Raw genomic sequence first — 19510 nt, forward strand, 5'->3', positions numbered from 1 at the left:
GGGGATGAAATACAGCTTCTAGGTCATAAAGTCATGGCAGGCCTCAGGAAGAGGCTTGCCATTGTTTCATACAGGTTTTGTCAGCCGGAGCCTGTCAAATTTCTGGCGGCAGTGAGGTTACTTTGCTGTCTGCCAACTGAACCTGAACGTCATGTTCAGCATCTGATAAGTTGCGCAAACTTCAGAGGCATCAGCCCCGTTATCGTCGTGATTGTCGCGATCATCCGGGGCTTTTTGCTGTTATGGCGAGTCGTTACAGCCGGTATCTTTATGTCTGGCCCAGTCGACCATGCCCTGAAAGTCAACAATGACCACCGACTCATCCCCGACGACCCAGGCATCGTGCCCTGGAGGGATGCGTGACAGATCGCCGGGGCGGCAATCAAATTCACTGCCATCGTCCATTTTTACCCGCAGCACCCCAGCTACATGGTATTGAAAATGCGGGGCTTCACAACTCTTTGTTCCCGCTATCGACTGGATCGATGTCGCCCATCGCCAGCCGGGCTCCAGCACCGCACGTCCGACGATGGCTCCGCTGATATTGAGAAGTTCCAGTCGTCCATTCGCAAACTCGCGAACCTCATCGGGTATATCGAATGATTTCACATCTGCTTTGTCCATTGCGCACCTCCTTAGCTTGATTACGCACATGGCCGCTCTTCAATTATATCAGCCTGGTTGTTTTTTGTTCGGTTTCACCATGGGGAATTCTGCAACAGGACCTACCCGTAGACCGGGTTTAAGCCGTGCCCGGATTAGCGTAAAATGTCCGCTTTCTGCCGCAACGCTACTGGCTAACTCAACCAAGTGAATTTTTGATGAAAAATAATCCGACGCTCTCCCTGATGTGTTTTCAGATGCTGGAATCTGGCGCGAGTCGCCGTACGGTGAAAAGGGCTCTGACATCCCGCCGTGTCAAGGGACGTCAGGCTGTGGTGCTGCTCTGCAAGCAAGAGATGGCGCTGCTGAGAAGCGGGAAATTGCGCGTGTCAGAAAACGGGTAATCCCAGCCCACACTTCACTTCCCTTACTGTTTTCTGCGTGACGTCGTGCGCCCGCTCGCTCCCTTTTTGCAATAGCGCCATCAACATGCCCTTATCCTGGATGTAGGTCGCACGGCGTTCTCGCATGGGGGCAATGAGTTCTTGTAAACACACCTCCAGCTCATTTTTACAGGTTTTATCCCCCAGCCCGCCTTGTTGATAGTTCGCTTTCATCTCCGCAACTTTTGCTTTGTTCGGGTGAAATGCGTCCAGATATGTGAACACTATATTGCCGTCTATCTGCCCCGGGTCGGTCACTTTTAAATGGTGAGGGTCGGTGTACATGGCGCTGACCGCGCGATGAATGGCCTCTTCGCTGGCAGAAAGGAGCAACGTATTGCCAAGTGATTTCGACATTTTGGCGTTGCCGTCGATACCCGGGAGGCGGCTGGTTTCGCTGAGCATTGCCTTACAATGCTGTAAAACGGGAGTCGGTAACAGGTTATTCATCTTATGTACAATTTCGTTAGTCTGCTCGAGCATCGGTAATTGATCGTCGCCGACGGGAACAACGTTGGCTTTGAAGGCCGTAATATCTGCCGCCTGGCTGATCGGGTAAACCAGGAAACCAACCGGCAAAGAGCGGGCGAACCCTTTTTGCATAATTTCATTTTTTACCGTTGGGTTACGCTCTACGCGCGCCACGGTAACAATGTTCATATAAAGCGCAGTCAGTTCAGCAAGTGCCGGTAGAGCAGACTGCAAGCAAATTGTCGTGAGTGAAGGATCAATCCCTGCGGCAAGATAATCGGCGAGCACTTCGGGGATGTTATTGCGGATCTTTTGCGGATTGCTGCCGTTATCGGTAAGCCCCTGAAGATCCGCGACCAGCACAAACTGTTGATAGTCACGTTGCAGGGCAACACGCTGGCGTAGCGAGCCAACAAAGTGGCCGAGATGTAATGGGCCGGTTGGGCGATCGCCAGTAAGAATAATGGTTTTGTTGTTCATGTCAGACTCCTTAGTCATCAAACCGAAAGGGGTCTTTCAAATGCAAATAACCGCCTTTCGGCGGTTATTTAAAATGGGGAAAACACATTCTGGCCGCCTTTAAGAAGGCTGCCACCACAGGTTGTTATTAACGCTGTTTACATCGTGTTTTGTATTCATTTAATGAACATATCATGGTGTGATGAAGAGGTAAAGCCATGCACGCTGCGAGCTGACTGGCGTGACAACCGTTGTTATCGCGCGTTCTCACGCAACTGTACTTTACCTGTCAGATACGTTGTGGCTTGACCACCAATATGGACACGATCGCCCACTAACTTGCAGCGTAAATCCCCGCCGCGCTCGGACACCTGGCGTGCCAGCATCTGTGTTTTGTTCAGTTTCTCAGCCCAGTATGGAATGAGCATGCTATGTGCCGAACCTGTGACAGGGTCTTCCGCAACGGCCTCGCCTGGGCAGAAGAAACGACTGACAAAATCGTATTCCCCATCGCCTGGCGCCGTAATGCAGACCATTTTTCCCAGCGGAAGCATGGCGTGAATATCCGGGCGTACTGCTGCAATCTGCTGCTGATTCTCCATAACGACCATGTAATCACGTGCCACGCGGACTTCTTTGTATTCCGTGATACCCAGCGTTTCCAATAGTAAAGGCGGCGGTATAACCGATTCGGTATTCCAGGCGGGGAAATCAAGCGTCAGCCATTCGCCACTGCGGGTCACGGTCAGCGGGCCAATAAATCGGGTTTCGAAGTGAATTGTGGTGTCCGGGTAGTCAAGATGTTCAAAGATGACGTGTGCAGCAGCCAGTGTGGCATGCCCGCATAAATTGATTTCACCCTGAGTGGTAAACCAACGTAGCTCAAAGCCGCTATCGGTGGTGACAAAGAAGGCGGTTTCTGACTGGTTATGTTGCTGAGACATTTTTAATAATATCTCATCGGGCAACCATTCTGTAAGAGGACACACTGCGGCGGCATTGCCACCAAAAGTGGTGTTGGTAAAGGCATCTATCATGTAAAAATCAATGTGCTTCATCGTATAGTCCTCTTGTTGTTCTCCGGTCATCTCACGCTCTACCATGCCATGACAACGTGCAATTTCGTATTGGTTTATGCTCTTGCAGGCAATAACATATCGCGATATGCCCGCGTTTAGCTCGCTTGCAGCATACCGAAGCTCACAATTCGTGACCGGCCCAACTCTTTGGCGCGATACAGGGCCACGTCAGCGGCGCGCAGCAGGTTGTCGCTTTGGGCGTGCTGTGGGTAGCTGGCAACGCCAATAGACACGTCGATATGGCTGATGTCCGACGTCCCAAAGCGCAGCGTAAGCGCATGCACGCCGTTGTAGATGTCCGTCGCCATGCGGTTAGCCTCTTCTTCACCCATGCCGCTGAGCAGGACCAAAAACTCTTCACCACCGTAGCGGAACGCCATCCCACTGTCGCGTATGGCGCGCTGAATAATTGCGGCAACGCCCTTGATAACGCCATCGCCCGCCTCGTGGCCGAACCGATCGTTGACATCTTTGAAGTGATCAATATCAATCATCAGGCAACTGATGGGTGTCTGATTATGTATCGCCTGGCCCATCTGGGTGCGCAAAGTGTCTTCCAGATGATGGCGATTGCGCAGACCGGTCAGCGGGTCGTAGAGTGCTTTTTCCAGTAACGCATCGCGCAGACGCTGATTGGCTAATGCCAGACCGAGCGCTTCTGCCATCAGTTCCAGATACGCGCGGGAAGGCGCGGTATCATCGCTGAGATTCTGAAATGAGAGCAGGCCGATAGCCTCACCTTGAGCAATCAACGGCACACACAGCGTGTGATCCTGACATGACTCTGGCAGATGGTAGCAGGCGATGTCCGGCTCGCCGTGGACCGGGGGATGACTCTGCCCGCGACGCACGGCCCAGCATTCGTCCGGGTGGAAGGCATCCGCTTTTCCCTGCGGAGAAAGCCACTCAGCGACGCAGCGCATCTGCCATGGTTCCCGGTCAAGAATGTAGAGGCGTCCGGCGACGCCGGGAGCAATATTCGGCGCGAACAGTTGTGCAACATTGATAACGTCAGCGAAGTTCTCACACCCCTGTAAGCGCTGAGTCATCCGTGCCAGCAGTTCGCGTATCGCCCAGTCGGCGTCACGCTCTTTCTCCAGCCGCTGCCGTACCAGGCCGTTCTCGCGAAAAATGCGGATGGCCTGTGCCATATCGCCGATTTCATCAATCTGGTTAAAGTTAGGTGTTTCAACCGCGTAATCCTGCGAGGCCAGTCGATGAACGACGTCGCTCAGTCGCACGACGGGGCGTAGCACCCGACGTTTTAAAATAAAGCCGAGGACAAACAAAAACAGCAGTGCCGTCAGTCCGACCATCACTTCAGACAGCGTGCGCAGTGTACGGGACGTCTGCGTGGCGTCCTCAATGGCGTTGCGGGCGCGGCTGTCGAGCATCTGGCGGAAATGGTCTATTTTATCCTGCGTCCGTTCGAGCTCCTGCTCATAGGATTTACCGAAGAGCAGGGCGATAGCCTGCGCCTGCTCTCCGCGCGCGACGCTTTCGATCGCCGTCTGTTGTTCGTTCTGTAGCGTATCAACAATTTGCAATCCCTCGTGCAGGAGCGCCAATTCTTCCCCTGATGCTCCGGTATCCTTCAATTTCGTCAATCGGTGCTCAACGGCTTTTAGCGAGGTCTCTTTCTGTTGGTAGGCTTGCAACGCATCAGGATCTTTACTGACCACATACAGGCGCGCCAGATCGGACAGTGACCAGGCGTCAATTTCAACTTCTTCGGTCAGCTGATCGAATATATACCGCTGTTCTACCGCCTGTCGTTCGGTGTTATCGGCGTTTGACGCCATTAGCATGACCACGCCGGAGGCGAGGGTCAGGCATACCGTCGCACTGTAGGCCCAGTTGGTGATTGTGGCTATTCGCACCTGTTTATTCCTTTTGCGACGAGTAATGAATGTGCATGATTGAAATTATAGAAAACGTATGATTTTGCGTGACAATAAAAAGGCGACCCCGTGGTCGCCCTTTGTTATCGTCATACCGTTATAAATCTGGAGGATTTTTTCCTTCTTCCATAAAGTCTTTATCGATCTCCTCCACGTTGCCCTCGTGATCGCGCCCGGATAACAGATTCCAGCAGGCAAGGAACAGTGCCGCGATCAATGGGCCAATGACAAACCCGTTAATACCGTAAATCTCCATCCCGCCGAGGGTGGAAATCAAAATTAGATAATCGGGCATCTTGGTGTCTTTGCCCACCAGCAATGGGCGCAAAATATTGTCTACCAGCCCGACGATAATGACGAAGAATCCGACGATAAACAGTCCTTGCCACAACTGCTGTGTGGCAAAGAGGAAAATTGCCGCGGGTACCCAGACAATGGCTGAACCCACTGCAGGCACCAGTGAGAGAAACGCCATCAATGCGCCCCACAGAACGCTGCCGTCGATGTCCACAATGGCAAAAGCAATGCCACCGAGTGTGCCCTGAACCACCGCGACCACCGCTGTGCCTTTTACCGTGGCACGGGTGACACCGACAAATTTGGCAAACAGGTGCTGTTTAGCGAAATCGGTCAGCGGTAAAGAATCCAGAATCTGACGCACCAGGTACGGCCCGTCCTTGAGCAGGAAAAACAGCAGATACAGCATGATGCCAAAGCTGATGGCAAAGCCGAATGTCCCTTTGCCAATCAGGAATGCACTGCCGGCGAGGTACTGCCCGCCCTGTAATGCAACATCGGAGAGCTTTTGCTGAATTTGTGCCACGTTATCCAGATGGTGGTCCGCAAGGAATCCTCTGGCCCAGTCAGGGAGATACGACAGGATCGCGGTGACGACTTCCGGGAACTGCGTGTTGTTCTGTTGCAGCTTGCTGTACACCACGTTCAGTTCGATAGCCAGTGATGACAGGATCACCATCAGGGGAATAAAGACAATCAGGCAGATAATGCCAATGGTGATAAGCGACGCCAGCCCGTTGCGATCGCCCAGCGCGCTGCGCAGTTTGTTTTTCACCGGATTAAAAATAGTGGTTAATATCGCGGCCCACAGAATGGCGGAAAAGTAAGGGGACAGCACATCAAAGAACGCCCACGTCACTAGGGCGAGAATGAAAATGAAAAAACCTTTGGTCAGTCCGTTAAAACGCATTAGTGGATCCTGTAAATAAGAAGCAGTCCCGACTATAGAACTGTTCAGCGGATTTACCAACCTGCAACTGTCGGCGTGCCAGGGCACGCTGAGCGAAATGGACGTGAGTCTACCGGGGTTTATTCATGTCCGGTGTTTACTCGTTTACCAATATCTTTGAGCTGAGAATACTTTTCCAGCAACTGCGGAGCATCATCCAGGCTCATGGCAAACATCCACATATAGGTCATCACAGAGTAAATGTGACCCGCATCAGCCCCGCCGCCGAGCGTCATGATGAGGATCGTCATGCCAAATAACAGAGCGACCACAATGCCAATGGACAAGTAACCCAGCGCTTCACGGTCGGATAAACAAATACGCAGCCTGGACAACAGGCGGTAATGTTTGCCGAGCGGGGAGGCGGCGGCACTATTGACCATGGCTATCTCTTTTTCGAGTCGATTATTTAATCGCAGGAAAAGCGCTTCGTTTTTGCGTGTATAGCTGCTCAGGAACAGTGAAAAAAAACCAAGAATGACAAGACAGGCCACACCCGTCCACAACTCTATAACCAGCAGCATGATGGCAGCCCCCAGAATAGAGGCGATCGAGGTGATAAGCGCAGGCAGATGCTTTTCAAAAAAATCGACGAACTCGCGGGAAAGCGCGACCCGTGCCGCAATGGTCGAGGTATTTTGATTGTCCCGACGTTGAGCGAGAATGACGGGAACAGACAACTCAGCATAGATCCGGGTAAATGTACGGGTATCAACACTCCGACGAGCCGCCCCTATGGCCCACATAATAAAGACCACAACGGCATAAAAAACCGCGTGTAAGGCGTTACCCGCAATAATTGCATTGATGGCAAAGCCGGCCATTAGCGGATACAGCAGATACGTCAGGTTCTCGGCAACGACGAGAAGAAATGTGACCAGGAGTTTTTTACGGTGGCGGCGGGCCAGAGACTTAAGCGTGCCAACTGCACTGTATAAGGATGTGGATTTATCGTGACTCTTCAGGCTTATCATTATCTGTGATTCTGTTAAAATTAATAATTGAGCGGTTGCTCAATTATTGCAGGTCGAGTGTATTTGAGCGGTTGCTCAAAGTCAATGCGGGGTGAATTGATGAAAAAAAAGACAGAAGAGTTGAGAGTACGAATTCTGGATGGCGCGGTGGCGCTGTTTATCGAAAAAGGGATAGAGAAGGTGACAACCCGGGAGTTGACGGAATATCTCGGCCTTTCTCGCAGCCATATCTATCACTACTTTAAGGACTGGCAGTCACTGTGCCTCGCCGCGCTGGAAAGATTTATGCAACAAGAGCTGGACGATTTAGCCGAATCGTTAGCCGGGCGCGAACCTCACGAAAAGTTAAGCGTATTGATCAAATACTACCTTCCTGAAGGTCCGGATGCCGTCTGGCAGCTTTATGACTCTTTATGGCGTCTGGCGAGCCATGACGCCGCTTACGCAGAGCTTGCAGAGCGCAATATGAATTGCTGGATGGAAATGATCGCCGACATTATTCGTGAAGGTGTGGGGTTGAAAGCGTTCCGGGCGCTGGATGCCGAACGTGTTACACGCCAGTTCGTTGCCATGCTTAACGGGTACTCAGAGAACCTGATTATTCATCCTTCACCTGAAAAATGTCAGTTGGCCAGCGACGATCTCCACGACTTTATCAGGCAGATGTTGTAAAGCTGTATAGTTCGCGCGTAGCCAATGTTCAGAAAGGCGAAAAAGGATAGAGCTGATACACCGCTACCATCACGGAGATGCTCAATAATACGCTGATGATAAAGTAGGTTTTGAATGGCTGTTTTTGTGTTTTGTGGCGAAAGAGTTGCTGACCTGCTATCGCGCCGGGCCATCCGCCGACAACGCCAAACATCAGTAATGTGAACTCTGGCACTCTGCGCCAGGCTTTTCGCGCCGCCATTTTGTCCATGCCGTAAATCACCAGCGTCAGTACGTTGGCGAGCAGTAACCATATAATAAAGGGATGAGATGTAAACAGGCTGCCGATCGCGGCGAGGATCAGCAGCAAATAACAACCGCGATTGAGATTCATAGTATTCGCCACAGCCATTTCCAGAGAGTATCGACCCTGCATTGTACGCAATACCCACGGTGAGCTGAACCCCTGTCGGAAGCCGTAACCATAACCTGTTACTCATAAACCTTACTGGAATAATGTTCTATTCTAAAATTTGTCTTTTTAATACCAGACTTGTGCGCAAGGACGCTCACAAATAAAAATACGCGATGCCAATTGACTTACATCAATCTTTAGTCCTATTTTTACTACTCCTTTAGAGATAAATACGCATCCCTCTTTAAGGGGTTGTTACAGATATGGACAGAGATGATAGAGGGTTATTGCTAAGAGGAAAGGCTTGATGAGTGGGGAAATTGAAAAGTTAATGACTGGGAAGGTGTGAATGTCTACATTAATATATTATAAACCGATTTTTATTATATATCGTAATGTATTGTCAGTGCTTATAATTAAAGTGAGCATAGTGTAATGCAGATTCACTTTTATGTATTCAATGCCACCATATTTTCCTTTCAATATCACTGTGTCTTCTCATCGTTCTTCTGATTTCCCACTTGTTATGATAACTTTCATATGAAGTAAATGCGCTAAATAGATGCTGCTTTTAACATTTAACGAACAAATTTCAAGGTGTTTTCAGCCGTTGACTTGAATTTACCAGACGGTCATATTTCAACACGCGAAATATCACTACCGCCCGTGGACGCGGTGCAACGGATTTAACGAACTGGAAACCAAAGAATGAAAAAAGTACTCATCGCTAGCCTGACCTTAGTCGCAATGACCACCGCACCAGCGCACGCCATCAACGCACAGTACCGTGCCCAGTTGGAGCGTTCCGGCTGCAACGAGATGAATGCTGGCAAGGGGTGCGACATCCACAAAACAAAGGCAGAGAATGCAAAAAACGCCGTGAAGCATACACCTAACTCGGTAAATGAATCCAACGTGCCGCAGTACGTTAAAGAGGCTGAGAATATTATCAACCTCAAAGGGATCGCCGCAGAAGAATATTTGATAGAGCGTGGCTGGCGTCAGCAGGCAGATGGCGACTGGAAAAAAGGCGCTCACCTGATGCGCGTCATTGAGGATAAAAAAGGATTTGTGGCAAATGCCCAGATCATCAAGTAATAAAAGACCCCACACCGGGGGCCAGCCTTCGGCTGTTCAAACTCGTTCCTGACGAATTTATCACACAATTACTGACTTTATGAAATTCGAATTATTTTGGATATAGGGGGGATGTTCTTCAGAAATATGTAGTTTATCGCCATGGATAAAGAAAAGCTTTTTAAAGCATAAAATACGTGGCGGTATGATTGGGTGAGCTGTAAATAAAAACATTGACGATATACACAAAGGGTAAATGTAATGAAAGCAAAATTAATTATGGTGTTGCTTTGTTTGTCTGTGGTGGGTAATGCTAACGCTATTAGCGCCTCATACCGAAGCCAGCTTGAGAAATCAGGTTGCACACAAGTTACTGATGGTAACGGCACATGTGATATTCATAAAAGTAAACGCGAAAACATGAAACACCATCACGCGGAATTAGCCCCCGCTGAACGCACTATAGATCAGGCTGTAGCCGGTAAAAAATTGAGTGAGGTTGTTCCCCTACTGGTTGCTAATGGCTGGAAACAGGATGATAACGCACCTTTAGAATTTGTCTCAAAAGAAGGTGTACGGATGATTTTAGACGTTAATCAGTCTAATGATCAGGTACAGGGCGTAAATTTAAAATAATGAATAATCCTATTTTTATACTGTGGGCGGTAGTCTGTTTAGTAGGTTACATCATAACACTTCATCTTTATCGAGTTGATCAATGAAAACTATTTTTAAAATTCTGATGGTTTCTGCGGTTTGTGGTTCCCTCTATGGCTGTGTGGTACCTCTTGCAAATGATGATTATCAGGGAGCTGGCCACCATCATCATAAAAACAATAAGGGTTATAATGAAGAAGCAGGAAATCATAGCCATTATGTGACTCGAGACGGATTCACTCTGCCGCCTTGTGATGAAATCCCCGATGCCTCCCAGGCAGATAATGGCAACCGTTGCTGGTTCGAATGATAAACGATACGCAACTGACAGCATTGTCGTGTTAGCGCATTGATAGTGCTCGCGTTCAATACTTCAAGGGAGGCGATACGTCTCCCTTTATCATCTTATATATTAAAGGGTTATCATTTCCTTCCCTTATTTACAAGGATGCGCTACTCTCACGAATGCGTTCGCAACCAAAATGGTTCGGGTCTGTATGCGTGCTTATTAAAGGCTACTAAAAATGAAAAAAACAATCCCAGAATATACGCCAGTTGACTTATCTTGTTGGGCAAGGAAGGAGCATTTTGAGGTATTTCAGACCTTTGCACAAAGCACATTTAACCAAACAGTTCTCTTAGACATTACCGCGCTGTTAAAACATATAAAAGAGGTTGGCTGGAAATTTTATCCTACTATTATTTTCCTGCTCTCTAAAGTCGTAAACAGACATACAGAGTTTCGTATGGCGATAAAGGACAATGAGCTTGTCATATGGAATGAAGTTCATCCAAGTTATACGATTTTCCATAATGAAACGGAGACCTTTTCATCATTATGGAGTCACTACGATGGCAATATTCATCACTTTCAACATGTTTATGCAGAAGACATGGCACGCTATGGTAATAACCTTTCTTACTGGCCTAAGGGAGAGTCGCTGGAAAATATATTTTTCGTGTCGGCCATTCCTTGGGTAAGTTTTACCAGTTTCAATATCAACGTTGCCAACATGCAGAACTTTTTTTCCCCCATGTTCACTATTGGGAAATACTACAACCAGGATGGAAAAGTAATGTTACCTCTCGCTGTTCAGGTACATCATTCCGTGTGCGATGGTTTTCATGTGGCAAGATTGATCAATGAATTACAAGAGATTAGCGATAACATATTGCACCATTCAGAAGAACGCAATGCTTGATGTGCCTGACGATCTCTTATTACCAGCAAAGATAGCAGTCATGTCTGCTAAGAGTACATAACCTCCCGCTACAGGGCAGCTTGAACGTAAAGCCGCCCTCTATTTTGCCTGTGATAAAGCAACAATGTTACTCAGCCATGCCGTGGTTAATGCGCGTTAACGGTTCATTGACATTAAAGATTTTGAATTGCACGTTTTGCACACCCAGCGGCTTCAGACGGGCTGTATGCTTTTTAACATATGCCAGCGCAGTTTCTTCGTCCTGGAACAGGTAGATGCCGCCGGCTTCCTGGGTTGCTTCGTTTTCTGTCCAGATTTTCCAGATAAAGCCAGGCTCCTGGTTAATGGATTCTGCCAGGTCGACAAGCTGGCGTGACATCTCTTCGCCAAACGGGCCCTGAAAATCAAAGTGCAACTGCAATAGTGTGTTTGACATAATTCCTCCATGGATAACGCTGATGCGGGTAAGTCAGTATCTTATTTTTAATTTATTGCACAATAAACGGCAAAAGATCGCTGATTCGCCAGTCGGTTGAAAATTCGTTATGATCCGCTCCCGTACTTTATCATGGCTGCCTGATGTCTACTCTCTTTGATACCTTTATTGCTCCGCCGTGCCATGACGAGATAGAGGTCCTCTATCAGGACGACCATCTGCTTCTTATCAATAAACCCACCGGTTTGCTAAGCCTGTCGGGAAAAAATCCGCAAAATATTGACTCGGTACATCACCGGCTGGTTCAGATTTATCCCGGCTGCACGCTGGTGCATCGACTTGATTTTGGCACTTCCGGGCTGATGGTGATTGCCCGCAATAAGGCTACCAATGCTGCGCTGTGCCAGCAATTCAGCCTACGCGCTGTTACCAAGGTGTATAGCGCCTTGCTCTGTGGGCATTTGAGCGAGGATGAAGGGGTGATAGACGCTGCTATTGCCAAGGATCCTGCGCTGTTTCCGCTGATGTCGATATGCGCCATCAGCGGCAAACCCGCGCGCTCCCGCTATCGGGTTGTCGAGCGCTTTAATCATCCGCTGAAAGACGGGACTGTACTGCCATTAACGCGGGTACAGCTTTTCCCCGAAACCGGTCGCACCCATCAGTTGCGTATTCACTGTCAACATCTGGGATACGCCATTTGGGGCTGCGATCTGTACGGGGGGCGTCTGTTGCCGGGTACAGAACGGACGCCACGACTGATGCTGCATGCCAGCGAACTGCATTTTAAGCATCCTGTCAGCGGAGAAGCGATCAACGCCCACAATGGCAGTCCGTTCTGAATAGGGTGGAGAGAATAGCCGCCGGGGGACGGCTATTGCGGGGTGTTATCGCGCCGCGCGTTGTAAAATAATGGCGGACGGCTGGCGTTGCAGATAACGCATGCGCAGCATCATCATTACTGCAGCAGAGGTCAGACCGATAATAAAGCCGATCCAGAAACCTGCTGGACCCATGCGTTCAACTACCAGGTCGGTCAGTGCGAGGATATATCCGCTCGGTAAACCCAACACCCAGTAAGCGATAAAGGTGATAAAGAAAATGGAGCGCGTATCTTTATAACCACGCAGGATCCCACTGCCAATGACCTGAATCGAGTCAGATATCTGATACACGGCGGCCAGCAACATGAGCTGGGCAGCCAGCGTCACCACTTCAGGATTATTGTTGTAGAGCAGGGCGATGTGCTCACGCAGGGTCACGGTGAACACTGCGGTTAACACCGCCATGCAAACACCGACGCCCAACCCGGTTCTGGCTGCAGTTTGGGCATCAAGCGTTGACCCCTGGCCCAGACGATAACCCACGCGAATCGTTACGGCGGCTGCCAGCGACATCGGCAGAACGAACATGAGCGAGCTAAAGTTGAGCGCGATTTGGTGTCCGGCCACGTCCACAATCCCCAGCGGGGAAACCAGCAATGCCACTACGGCGAACAACGTTACTTCAAAGAATAATGCCAGCGCAATCGGTAAGCCCAACTGGATCAGGCGCTTCATCACCGCGGTATCGGGTTTCTGGAAACCGCGGACGTTGCGAATATCACGCATTGAGCGCGCACGTTTAACGTAGGACAACATGGCGAGAAACATCACCCAGTACACCGCCGCAGTGGCAACACCGCAGCCTACGCCGCCGAGTTCTGGCATGCCAAAATGCCCATAGATGAAAATGTAGTTAACCGGGATGTTGACCAACAGGCCGAGAAACCCCATCACCATCGCCGGTTTGGTTTTGGCCAGACCTTCACACTGGTTACGAGCTACCTGGAAGAATAAATAGCCAGGCGCGCCCCACAACAACGCGCGCAGGTAGCCGACGGCTTTATCGGCCAGCGCCGGATCGATATTATGCATGGAGCGGATAATGTATCCCGCATTCCAGAGCACCACCATAATGAGCACAGATACGCTGCCCGCCAGCCAGAAACCCTGGCGTATTTGATGAGCAATGCGGTCGCGGCGACCCGATCCGTTAAGTTGCGCAATGACTGGCGTCAATGCCAGCAGGAGTCCGTGACCAAATAAGATGGCCGGGAGCCAAATGGAGGTCCCGATAGCGACGGCAGCCATGTCCGTCGCGCTGTATCCACCCGCCATGACGGTATCGACGAACCCCATTGCGGTTTGGGCGATTTGCGCAAGAATCACCGGAATTGCCAGAGCTAATAACTGACGCGCTTCGATTACATACTTTTGCACGTTTACACCATTATATTGTTGTTATTTGAGAGACTAAAAAAGCCGCCTGAGAGGGCAGCAAGAAGAAAATACAGGGGAAATTGCAGTCTATTGTAGCGAGGAATACGTAATTCTCCAGTGAAAAAACAGGTGGGGGCGGTGCATTGCTGGCAACCGCAATTTTCACCTGCTATTGTGCACAACAGATATGTCTTAATTACGTTCAGGAGTTAGAGGTATGTTTACGGGTATTGTGCAGGGCACCGCGAAACTGGTGTCTATTGATGAGAAACCAAATTTTCGTACGCATGTAGTGGAGTTACCTGAATACATGCTGGATGGCCTGGAGACGGGTGCATCAGTTGCACACAATGGTTGTTGTCTGACGGTGACCGACATTAACGGCAATCACATCAGCTTTGACCTGATGAAAGAAACGCTGCGTATTACCAACCTGGGCGAGCTTAAAGTGGGCGATCGGGTCAACGTAGAGCGCGCGGCAAAATTCAGCGATGAGATCGGCGGGCATTTAATGTCAGGCCATATTATGACTACCGCTGAGATATCAAAAATTCTGACCTCAGAAAATAATCGTCAGATCTGGTTTAAGGTGCAGGATGCGTCGTTGATGAAATATATCCTGTACAAAGGATTTATCGGCATTGATGGTATCAGCCTGACGGTTGGCGAAGTAACACCGACGCGTTTTTGCGTGCATTTGATCCCGGAAACGCTGGAGCGTACGACGCTTGGTAAGAAAAAACTGGGGGCTCGGGTCAACATCGAAATCGACCCACAAACGCAGGCGGTCGTGGATACCGTTGAGCGCGTGCTGGCGGCAAAAGAAAGTGCAGTAAATCACGTCACCGGCGAAGTCTAAGCCGGCGCGTTTCCAGGCCCCCGTTGAAGGCGGGGGCGAGAATGACTAGCGTGGAACGCGCAGACCGTGTTCTACGCCACGTGAGAACACCACCTGCCAGAGCTGAATATCACGGGCGCGAAATGCGCCGGCACAGGCGTTGAGGTAGTAGCTGAACATACGTTTAAAGCGCTCGGTGTAGTGATCGGTGATTTCAGGCCAGGTTGCCATAAAGCGCGTATGCCAGGCCATCAGCGTAGTATCGTAATCGGCGCCAAAGTTGTGCCAGTCTTCCATCACAAAATGCGGCTCGCTGGCTTTCGCAATCTGGCGCACGGACGGCAAGCAACCATTCGGGAAAATATACTTATTGATCCACGGATCGACGTTATTGTCGGTTTTTCTGGATCCAATGCTGTGGAGCAAAAACAGACCCTCTGGTTTTAAATTGCGATCGACAACATCAAAATAGGTGTTGTAGTTTTTTGGACCCACATGCTCAAACATGCCAACGGAGACAATGCGGTCGAAATGATCGTGCAGGTCGCGGTAATCCTCAAGCAAAATAGTGACATCCAGCCCTTCACACCGTGTTTGTGCCAGTTTCTGCTGTTCGGCAGAAATGGTCACCCCCACGACGCTGACGCCGTAATGGGCGGCCATAAACTGGGACAAGCCTCCCCAGCCGCAGCCAATGTCCAGCACGCGCATCCCCGGTTTGAGCTGTAATTTTTCGGCGATCATATTGAGCTTCGCCTGTTGGGCTGACTCCAGGGTCGTGGCGTCCTTCCAGTAGGCACAGGAATATTGCATGTAGGGATCAAGCATGCGGGTGAAGAGATCGTTGCCTAAATCGTAGTGTTCTTTTCCGACAACCCACGCGCGTTTTTTATTCTGTAAATTGAACAGGCGCGCGGCGGCGATTCGCAGCGTGTCTTTAAAGTGGCGGGGGAGTTGGCCTTCAAGGCCGGCACGTAAAACCTGAGTAAAAAACATGTCCAGCCGATCGCATTCCCACCAGCCATCCATATAACTTTCACCTAAACCCAGCGAACCTTCCTGTAAAACTCGCTTGTAAAAATCGGGGTTGTTAACGCGAATATCTGCCGGTGCAGTACCATTAATGGTAATGCCCGCACGGTTTAATAATTCACTGGTGATTCGATACCAGTCATCATCTGGTACGCTGACGTCTTCTATACACGATGAACTCATAGCTTCTCCATCACAGGTCGGTGATCAGAACCTTAAAACAGCGTAGACGCTTTTTTGGGCTTTGTGAGAAATCTCACGGAATGAATCCGCGAATCTGTTTTCCGACGTAGAACAGAGGAAGGGAGAACCCCTTACCGAAAAGGCCATCCGTGGTTAAGCGGGAACATGCGTGTTCCCGTTAACACATAAAAATTATCGTTTTTGTAACAACTAGAAATCAGTATAGGCCTGAATTTTTGTGGGTTCAATCAAAAAATATTAGCCCGCTAATTAATTATTCAAGCGCTATGAATGTGATTCGCCGGGCGCAGCAGTAGAAACCTCATCAGCGTGAGAGCGACATTCTTTCTGCGACTGCATTTTGTACCCCAGCGCGGCCAGCAACACCGTAGACAGCATGACGCCGGTGGTGGTGAATAGCGGCGTGCTGATCAACCACGACACAACCAGACTTGCCAGGAAGCATAAGCCCAGTTGAAGCGTATTCTGCAGCGCTGCGGCACGTCCTGTTGCCTGTGGGAAGGGACGCAAAGCCTGAGCAACGACAATCGGATAGATAGCACCGTTCGCTATTGCCATCACGCAGAATGGGATCAGGATTTCGGCCAGCGCAACGTGGTGAATAAAGCCGACCGCCCAGGTAGCGATAACGCTCACCGCATACAGAATGAGCAGCCACGGCAGTAATTGACGACCTTCCCATTTTTGCAGGGCGGCACGACAGCCGTATCCGCCGATCAAAAAGGCGATGGTTTGCGGCACATAGCTCAGGCCAATGACGGCCGGGCTATAGCCCATCTCGCTCAGGATAAACGGCGAGCCGGTCAGCCACGCGAAAAAGCTCGCGGAACAGGCCGCATAAATCAGCACGTTGCCGCGGTAGGTTCTGGAGCGCAGCAGGGTGGCAAAGGTGAGCTTATCCTGGCTATCGTCACGCGCTTTAGCCGTGGGCTTCAGGCGCAGGGCCGGCAGCATCAGGATCAGGGTGATGGCAAACAGGGTGGCAAAAATAGCCTGCCAAGAAAAATGCATCAGGATCCAACTGCCTAATAATGGCGCGAGCGCGGGAGATAACCCGACCAGCGGCATAATGGTGGCAAAGATACGGTTCACTTTTTGCGAGGGATAATAATCAGCAACCAACGCCTGCCAGATAACCGACGCCGCACAGACACCCACAGCCTGGATAAAGCGCAGCACCAGCAAGCCGGTGGCGTTTTCGACCCAAAGCATGCCAAGACTGCTCAGCGCGAAGATGGAGAGGCCCAGTAGCAAAATAGGCTTGCGGCCATAATGGTCGGAGAGTGGCCCCCACAGAAGTTGCGCGATGGCAAAACCCGCTAAGAACAGGCTAAGGCTGGCGCTGACGGCTGATGCTGGGGTTTGCAAATCGGACTGAATAGCCGCAAATGCTGGCAAATACATATCCGTTGCCAGAAAACCGAGCACGCTAAGACCTGCCAGCCAGACTAAAAACCCTTTTCCAGGTTGCATCATTATTTCTCTTTATAAGCAATAGAACAGTGTCGCTGAGTGTAGTGAGTGAAATTCTTGCTGTGAAACGCTAATATTTGCTTATTGATTTCAAATTTTTTGCAGGCAGAGTATGTGGTCAGAATATTCCCTTGAAGTGGTGGATGCAGTCGCACGCAACGGCAGCTTTAGTTCTGCCGCCCAGGAGTTGCACCGCGTGCCTTCGGCGGTGAGCTATACCGTGCGTCAACTGGAGGAGTGGTTGGCTGTGCCTCTTTTCGAACGTCGCCATCGGGATGTGGAATTAACCCCCGCCGGGGCGTGGTTTTTAAAAGAAGGGCGTTCTGTTATCAAAAAAATGCAGATCACTCGCCAACAATGTCAGCAAATTGCCAACGGCTGGCGTGGGCAACTGGCGATTGCCGTCGATAATATTGTCAGGCCGGAGCGGACCCGGCAGATGATTGTGGATTTCTACCGTCATTTTGATGATGTGGAGTTAATCGTTTTTCAGGAGGTGTTTAACGGCGTCTGGGATGCGTTATCGGACGGGCGCGTGGAGCTGGCGATTGGCGCGACGCAGGCTATTCCGGTAGGGGGGCGCTATACGTTTCGCGATATGGGAATGTTGAGCTGGAACTGCGTGGTGGCAAGTCATCATCCGCTGGCGTCGATGCCGGGACCGCTCAGTGACGATACGTTGCGCAACTGGCCGTCGCTGGTACGAGAAGATACCTCCCGTACGTTGCCAAAACGTATTACCTGGCTACTGGATAACCAAAAACGGGTGGTAGTGCCTGACTGGGAGTCATCTGCCACCTGCTTATCGGCTGGGCTCTGTGTTGGGATGGTGCCGACGCATTTTTCCAAACCGTGGATCGACAGCGGAAAATGGGTTGCACTACAGCTTGAAAATCCCTTTCCTGATGCCGCGTGTTGCCTGACCTGGCAGCAAAACGATACGTCACCCGCACTGAGATGGCTGCTGGACTATTTAGGGGACAGTGAAACGTTGAATAAAGAGTGGTTGCGGGAGCCAGAGTAAGGCTCCCGCACAACAGATTAACGACGATAATCGCGGAACGGACCATCGGCCACGGAGCGACGTTCTACCAGGCGCGGGTGCACCTCAATAGACTGTGACTCTTCGCGTTTATTCACGATACGGTCTAACAGCATGTTAAAGGCCGTTTCACCGAGCGAATCTTTTGGCTGATGAATGGTGGTTAATGCCGGGGTGAAGAAGCGGGCGTTACGCACGTTGTCGTAACCAATCAGCGACACATCTTGGGGGACGCGCAGGCCCATCTCGTCAGCGGCGCAAAGCGCGCCCATCGCCATGATATCACCACCACAGAAGACGGCGGTCGGGCGGTGCGACTGGGAGAGGATCTGCTGCATGGCGCGATACCCGGATTCAGGCTCAAAATCGCCCTGGACAATCCAGTTGTCAGGCACTTTAATCAGCGCTTCTTCCATCGCCTTCATAAAGCCCGCCAGGCGTCCGGCGCCGGTGTTACGCTCCATAGGTCCTGGGATCACACCAATCTCGCGATGACCGCGTTCAACCAGATAACGGCCTGCCATATAACCGCCTTCAAAGGCGTTATCGATGACCGTATCGGTAAAATCGGCTTTGGCTTCGCCCCAATCCATCACCACCATCGGAATATGGCGATATTCTTCGAGCATGGAAAGCAGAGGTTCCGGGTATTCAGAACACATCACCAGCAGACCATCTACGCGCTTCTGCGCCATCATGGAGAGGTAGGCCTGCTGTTTCTCGAGGCTGTTCCACGCGTTGCCCAGAATCAGCGTATAGCCTTTCTGGAAGCAGTTCTTCTCAACGGCTTCGATGATTTCCGCAAAGTAGGCGGCTTCGCTGCTGGTCGCCAACAAGCCAATCGATTTAGTGTGATTCACCTTCAGACTGCGTGCCACCGCGCTTGGGGAATAATGTAGTTCTTTAATTGCTGCCCAGACGGCATTGCGCGTTTCTTCCGCGACAAAGCGTGTTTTGTTAATTACGTGTGATACGGTTGTAGTGGAAACGTTTGCTCGCTTCGCTACATCTTTAATTGTTGCCATTACATCTCACTCCAGACCATA

21 protein-coding genes are annotated in these 19510 nt (G+C 50.4%); 9 read left to right on the plus strand and 12 right to left on the minus strand.

What is annotated here, in order from left to right; translation table 11 throughout:
- Positions 1–240 precede the first annotated feature (240 nt).
- Positions 241–624, minus strand: coding sequence for a cupin domain-containing protein (locus FCH32_RS09770; RefSeq protein ID WP_174360820.1), 384 nt, complete (start codon positions 622–624; stop codon positions 241–243).
- Positions 625–821: 197 nt separating this feature from the next.
- Here FCH32_RS09770 and FCH32_RS09775 point away from each other — a divergent pair, with 197 nt between their 5' ends.
- Complete coding sequence (locus FCH32_RS09775; RefSeq protein WP_115258589.1) at positions 822–1007, plus strand: hypothetical protein; 186 nt, start codon at positions 822–824, stop codon at positions 1005–1007.
- Here the strand turns inward: FCH32_RS09775 and trpS are convergent.
- The 5 genes from trpS to FCH32_RS09800 form a co-directional block, all read right to left on the minus strand.
- Complete coding sequence (gene trpS, locus FCH32_RS09780; RefSeq protein WP_174360821.1) at positions 993–1997, minus strand: tryptophan--tRNA ligase; 1005 nt, start codon at positions 1995–1997, stop codon at positions 993–995. The genes FCH32_RS09775 and trpS overlap by 15 nt on opposite strands.
- A gap of 233 nt (positions 1998–2230) precedes the next feature.
- On the minus strand, positions 2231–3034 hold the full coding sequence (locus FCH32_RS09785) for a PhzF family phenazine biosynthesis protein (RefSeq protein WP_174360822.1): 804 nt from the start codon (positions 3032–3034) through the stop codon (positions 2231–2233).
- Between the two features lie 116 nt (positions 3035–3150).
- Positions 3151–4935 carry a diguanylate cyclase gene (locus FCH32_RS09790; protein ID WP_117343049.1) on the minus strand — a complete coding sequence of 595 codons (1785 nt, stop codon included), beginning with the start codon at positions 4933–4935 and terminating at the stop codon, positions 3151–3153.
- Positions 4936–5053: 118 nt separating this feature from the next.
- Positions 5054–6163, minus strand: a complete 1110-nt coding sequence (locus FCH32_RS09795; RefSeq protein WP_096757171.1) for an AI-2E family transporter — start codon at positions 6161–6163, stop codon at positions 5054–5056.
- Positions 6164–6282: 119 nt separating this feature from the next.
- Positions 6283–7176, minus strand: a complete 894-nt coding sequence (locus FCH32_RS09800) for an ABC transporter six-transmembrane domain-containing protein (protein ID WP_174360823.1) — start codon at positions 7174–7176, stop codon at positions 6283–6285.
- A 99-nt stretch (positions 7177–7275) separates the two neighbouring features.
- On the opposite strand from FCH32_RS09800, the gene FCH32_RS09805 reads away from it, so the two are divergent.
- Positions 7276–7848, plus strand: coding sequence for a TetR/AcrR family transcriptional regulator (locus FCH32_RS09805; RefSeq protein WP_174360824.1), 573 nt, complete (start codon positions 7276–7278; stop codon positions 7846–7848).
- A 28-nt stretch (positions 7849–7876) separates the two neighbouring features.
- On the opposite strand, the gene FCH32_RS09810 is transcribed toward FCH32_RS09805, so the two are convergent.
- Positions 7877–8221: a DUF1294 domain-containing protein gene (locus FCH32_RS09810; RefSeq protein ID WP_117343122.1), complete on the minus strand. Its 345-nt coding sequence runs from the start codon at positions 8219–8221 to the stop codon at positions 7877–7879.
- 729 nt (positions 8222–8950) lie between these two features.
- On the opposite strand from FCH32_RS09810, the gene FCH32_RS09815 reads away from it, so the two are divergent.
- The 4 genes from FCH32_RS09815 to catA all read left to right on the plus strand — a co-directional run bounded on the left by FCH32_RS09815 (position 8951) and on the right by catA (position 11178).
- The gene (locus FCH32_RS09815; RefSeq protein WP_117343051.1) at positions 8951–9340 is read left to right on the plus strand and encodes a hypothetical protein; all 390 of its coding nucleotides are present in this window, start codon (positions 8951–8953) and stop codon (positions 9338–9340) included.
- 240 nt (positions 9341–9580) lie between these two features.
- Positions 9581–9955, plus strand: a complete 375-nt coding sequence (locus tag FCH32_RS09820; RefSeq protein ID WP_174360825.1) for a hypothetical protein — start codon at positions 9581–9583, stop codon at positions 9953–9955.
- 82 nt (positions 9956–10037) lie between these two features.
- The gene (locus FCH32_RS09825; RefSeq protein WP_135912098.1) at positions 10038–10286 is read left to right on the plus strand and encodes a hypothetical protein; all 249 of its coding nucleotides are present in this window, start codon (positions 10038–10040) and stop codon (positions 10284–10286) included.
- Positions 10287–10500: 214 nt separating this feature from the next.
- Positions 10501–11178, plus strand: a complete 678-nt coding sequence (gene catA, locus FCH32_RS09830; RefSeq protein WP_174360826.1) for a type A chloramphenicol O-acetyltransferase — start codon at positions 10501–10503, stop codon at positions 11176–11178.
- A 127-nt stretch (positions 11179–11305) separates the two neighbouring features.
- On the opposite strand, the gene FCH32_RS09835 is transcribed toward catA, so the two are convergent.
- A complete protein-coding gene (locus FCH32_RS09835; protein ID WP_096757168.1) occupies positions 11306–11614 on the minus strand; it encodes a monooxygenase in 309 nt (102 codons plus the stop codon).
- A gap of 143 nt (positions 11615–11757) precedes the next feature.
- Between FCH32_RS09835 and FCH32_RS09840 the strand changes: the two genes are divergently transcribed.
- Complete coding sequence (locus FCH32_RS09840) at positions 11758–12456, plus strand: RluA family pseudouridine synthase (protein ID WP_115258581.1); 699 nt, start codon at positions 11758–11760, stop codon at positions 12454–12456.
- Between the two features lie 45 nt (positions 12457–12501).
- Here FCH32_RS09840 and mdtK read toward each other — a convergent pair whose 3' ends face one another.
- Positions 12502–13875: an MdtK family multidrug efflux MATE transporter gene (gene mdtK, locus FCH32_RS09845; RefSeq protein ID WP_153879519.1), complete on the minus strand. Its 1374-nt coding sequence runs from the start codon at positions 13873–13875 to the stop codon at positions 12502–12504.
- A 217-nt stretch (positions 13876–14092) separates the two neighbouring features.
- On the opposite strand from mdtK, the gene FCH32_RS09850 reads away from it, so the two are divergent.
- Entirely contained in the window at positions 14093–14734 is a 642-nt protein-coding gene (locus FCH32_RS09850; protein ID WP_096757165.1) for a riboflavin synthase subunit alpha, read from the plus strand.
- Between the two features lie 45 nt (positions 14735–14779).
- Here the strand turns inward: FCH32_RS09850 and cfa are convergent, their stop codons facing one another.
- Both cfa and punC read right to left on the minus strand, forming a co-directional pair.
- A complete protein-coding gene (gene cfa, locus FCH32_RS09855; protein ID WP_174360827.1) occupies positions 14780–15928 on the minus strand; it encodes a cyclopropane fatty acyl phospholipid synthase in 1149 nt (382 codons plus the stop codon).
- Between the two features lie 285 nt (positions 15929–16213).
- Complete coding sequence (gene punC, locus FCH32_RS09860) at positions 16214–17422, minus strand: purine nucleoside transporter PunC (protein WP_096757163.1); 1209 nt, start codon at positions 17420–17422, stop codon at positions 16214–16216.
- Between the two features lie 112 nt (positions 17423–17534).
- On the opposite strand from punC, the gene punR reads away from it, so the two are divergent.
- Positions 17535–18446 (plus strand): DNA-binding transcriptional activator PunR, encoded by a 912-nt coding sequence (punR, locus tag FCH32_RS09865; RefSeq protein WP_096757162.1) that lies wholly within the window; start codon positions 17535–17537, stop codon positions 18444–18446.
- 17 nt (positions 18447–18463) lie between these two features.
- Here the strand turns inward: punR and purR are convergent, their stop codons facing one another.
- Entirely contained in the window at positions 18464–19489 is a 1026-nt protein-coding gene (gene purR / locus FCH32_RS09870; protein WP_096757161.1) for an HTH-type transcriptional repressor PurR, read from the minus strand.
- Between the last annotated feature and the right edge of the window lie 21 nt (positions 19490–19510).

The sequence above is a fragment of the Citrobacter gillenii genome (genome assembly GCF_013337685.1).
GTDB lineage: Bacteria > Pseudomonadota > Gammaproteobacteria > Enterobacterales > Enterobacteriaceae > Citrobacter > Citrobacter gillenii.